We start from the raw sequence: 3234 nt of genomic DNA, 5'->3' as shown, positions 1-3234 counted from the left end.
CGGGACCCTCGGTCTTGCGTGAAGGAGGCGGACTGTTCAGAAAATTGGGTCATGGAGGTTTTGCGCCTTGGGCTGAGACAAAGACCACCCGGCATCACTCAGATGGCGGGTGGGTTTGCCGGGAAGAGGAAGGGGAATGGCGATTGGTCACGGAGCAGGGGAGGAAGAGCTCCCTGCCCCGCCAGGGGTCACCCAACCCGGTCGAGGAGCTTCTTCGCGCGCCCCTCCATGTCGAGACGCGCATCCTGCTGGGTCTTGTCGCGGGCTAGTCGGGTGATGCCCTGTACGAAGTCGAAAATGCTCTCGGGCGGGCGACCCTCCTCCATCAGCACTTTCTCGATGATCTTGCCGGATTCAGTCTTGGAGAAGCCGCGCTTCCTGAGGAAGTCGTCGCGCTCGTCATCCGTCCGCGCCACGATCTGCTGCCGCGCCGCCTTGATGCCGTTCACAAAGCCCATGGGCGAAGAATTGGCGAACCGCGTCAGCGCCGGTGCCGCCTCATGGGCAAAGCGGGAGGCTGCATACTTTGAATGGCGGATGGTGATCTCCTGAAAATCTTCAACGCCCCACAAATTCCTGTTTTGACACACGGCACGGAGATAAAAGCTCGCGATTCCAAGGGTTTTCGCGCCGACCTCGGAGTTCCAGCAGTAAAATCCCCGGAAGTAGAGATCCGGCGAGCCATCGGCCAGCCGCCCCGCCTCTATCGGGTTGTGGTCATCGACCAGGAACAGGAACACATCCCGGTCCGAGGCATAGAGCGTGGTCGTATCGCGGCTGATTTCGACATCGGGGTTGTAGACCCCGGTCGACCAATCGAGCACGCCCGGCACTTTCCACCGGGTGTCGCCGGTGCCGTTGCCCGCGATACGCTGCACAGCCTCCACGAGCTCGTGGTCATGGATGCGACCGTAGTCGGGGCCGGTCACGGCGCGCAGCTCGGTGCGGCCATCCTCGGTTTCATAAGTCTTCACCTGCTCAGCGCGGTGGTTGCTCAGACCGTATTGCAGGTTGATCCCAGCCAGCGGCGCCGGCAACTGCCGCAGGTAGGAGGCCGGAGCGCCAACGATGCTGGCAAGCTGGCCAAATGCCCAATGCGTCGGCGCGACCGGCGCTTCCGCCTTCGGCAGGATCAGCTGCATGCGCTCGGCATTGTCGCGCGAGGCCTCGACGCGGATGTCGGCCGTTTGCACCACGCGGCTGCAGCTCCGCTCGGACCGACCCTTCACATTGGCCCAAAGATCATCGAGCGAGAGATACCGCTCGTCATCCGGCCGATTGAACCATTCGGACGACACCCGCCCATTCCGCTCACCCCGGCCGACATCGACCTTCCAGCCCCCCTTGCCCGCCCGAACCGGTTCCAGAACTGCTTGAACTCCCATTTGTCACGCTCCGCGACGGTTGCCGGAAGCCACTCTCCCGGACCCTCAACCCGTCATCGGAAAACCAGCCCAACTCGAACTCTCCCTCCTCGCCGGACAAGTGGCCGTACGATCTTCGTCTGGGCCACAAACCGGCAGACTCATGAAGCGTGGCCGGGGCTTGCACCCTCTCGCATTAATACCCAGTTCGAAGAGATCGGGCGGCTTCACGAAGGCAAATTGATGATCGACACATTGACCAAGTTCTTTGAAACCTACCCGCAGAGCTTCCTGGACACGAACGGCCCCTTCACGGATGGGATCTCCCCGGAGCTGATGTCGCGGATGCTGGAGTTTCGCGACAGGCAGTTGCATGTCTTGTCTTATGCGCAGCACTATCGGATCGACCAAGAAACGGTCCAAATGCTGACCGACCTCGCCTACGGCACGAAGCCTGCTGGCCGCGAGGAAATATACCGGGAGGCCCAGTTCCCGTTTCCGGCACTCCTTGTCGAGTGCCCAGACCCGGCCGGTGAAGGCTCCTATGTTGCCCTGACAACGGTGGTGGATGACTGCATGTACACGCAGCGCATGATCGTTACCGCGAACGGGATCGTCCCTAGTCTCTTGGTTCTGAAATCCTCGGGCCTGAAAGGCGAATTGATCTTTACCCCGACCTATGAAGCGGCGCTGTTGGGACCGAAGCACCCAAATGGTGAGGCGGCCCTAAAAAGCGAAAGCGAGGTCTGCAGCCACTTCGTGGCGGTCGTGGCCACAATGTGTTCGATGCTGAAATACAATGGCATGATCGAAACCGAGGACGTTCAGGCGATCAGTCGCCCTGAGCGGCGGCGCGCTGAAAAGGCAGGGAAGCCGCTTCCCGACACGCTTGTTACCCGTGTTCGGCTGGGTTCCGCAGGTCGGATCCAGCTGAAGGCAGCGCAAGTAGAGCGAGATCCGGAAGACCCTTTGGGAAAGCGGCGTGCACACTGGGTAGCGGGGCATTACATGCGGCACATGGCCAGGCCCGAGAAGGTGTTTCGCATGCCGCATATCCGTGGCGCGGGTCCCGTGGTTCCGCAAACGCGCCGAGTTCAATTGCCGGAGGTCGGAGATCAGCTGGCGACAAAGGAGCGACTTTCGACCATGGGTGACGCCGGAGAATGAAACCGATCGAAGCGAGGCAGTTGCAGACCGTGGAACTCAGATATCCGATCAACCTGATGGGGGCAGAGGACGGCGCCGAGAACGGCGATGTCGTGACCCGCGACGCTGAATTTCTTGGAACATGGTTCTTTGACAAGAACGAAGCCGAGGAGACTGGCACGTTTCATTTCATCGCAGACGGTGAAGCGGAACCGAAGTTCTCCGAGGGCGTCCCATTTCTGACCAGCGGAATGCTCACCGGCTTGGCGATGAGCAAGCTTTGCCGCTCCATACGAGATTGGCACGAAGGGCAATCGTAGTTTGCCTCTTGGTGTCATTCGCGGTTGGCGGAGCCCGACGGGTTTCCCCGCCGGGCCCTTTCGGGTGGACCCCGTTCCTCAGAACGGGATCTCGTCGTCGCGGTCGACCAGCTCGGGGCTTTCACCCTCGGCCGATTTCGGGCGGCTCAGGAAGTCGACCTTCTCGGCGATGATCTCGCAGCCGTAGCGGTCGACACCGGCTGCGTCGGTCCACTTCGTGTAGTGGATGCGACCGTGGACGAGGACCTTCATGCCCTTTTCGCAATGCTCTGCGACGGTCTTGCCGAGACCGTTGAAGCAGGTGATGCGGTGCCATTCGGTGTCCATGACCCGGTAGCCGTTCTCGTCGCGCATCACGCGACCTTCCGAGAGGCGCGGCCGCGAGGTGGCCAGGGTGAAGTTGG

Annotated in this window: 4 protein-coding genes; 2 read left to right on the top strand and 2 right to left on the bottom strand. The window is 61.3% G+C overall.

Going from position 1 to position 3234, the window contains the following annotated elements:
• Positions 1 to 188 precede the first annotated feature (188 nt).
• Positions 189 to 1385, bottom strand: a complete 1197-nt coding sequence (locus tag ACRCSW_RS17100) for a DUF932 domain-containing protein (RefSeq protein WP_438706858.1) — start codon at positions 1383 to 1385, stop codon at positions 189 to 191.
• Between the two features lie 222 nt (positions 1386 to 1607).
• Between ACRCSW_RS17100 and ACRCSW_RS17095 the strand changes: the two genes are divergently transcribed.
• Together ACRCSW_RS17095 and ACRCSW_RS17090 are read left to right on the top strand one after the other, a co-directional pair.
• Positions 1608 to 2531, top strand: coding sequence for a hypothetical protein (locus tag ACRCSW_RS17095; protein WP_438706857.1), 924 nt, complete (start codon positions 1608 to 1610; stop codon positions 2529 to 2531).
• Entirely contained in the window at positions 2528 to 2830 is a 303-nt protein-coding gene (locus ACRCSW_RS17090; protein WP_164615674.1) for a hypothetical protein, read from the top strand. The genes ACRCSW_RS17095 and ACRCSW_RS17090 overlap by 4 nt, the downstream gene beginning before the upstream one ends.
• A gap of 78 nt (positions 2831 to 2908) precedes the next feature.
• Here ACRCSW_RS17090 and ACRCSW_RS17085 read toward each other — a convergent pair.
• On the bottom strand, positions 2909 to 3234 hold a 326-nt coding region (locus ACRCSW_RS17085; protein WP_438706856.1), incomplete at its 5' end, for a single-stranded DNA-binding protein.

This window comes from Tabrizicola sp. (genome assembly GCF_051645465.1).
Taxonomy (GTDB): domain Bacteria; phylum Pseudomonadota; class Alphaproteobacteria; order Rhodobacterales; family Rhodobacteraceae; genus Tabrizicola.
Note: the sequence above shows the minus strand (reverse complement) of the source record. Positions and strands in the feature narration are given on the sequence as shown.

What these genes read in the sequence shown, in the direction of transcription:
- ACRCSW_RS17100 (WP_438706858.1), bottom strand. Translation starts at nt 1,385, where the DNA reads ATGGGAGTTCAAGCAGTTCTGGAACCGGTTCGGGCGGGCAAGGGGGGC.
- ACRCSW_RS17095 (WP_438706857.1), top strand. Translation starts at nt 1,608, where the DNA reads ATGATCGACACATTGACCAAGTTCTTTGAAACCTACCCGCAGAGCTTC.
- ACRCSW_RS17090 (WP_164615674.1), top strand. Translation starts at nt 2,528, where the DNA reads ATGAAACCGATCGAAGCGAGGCAGTTGCAGACCGTGGAACTCAGATAT.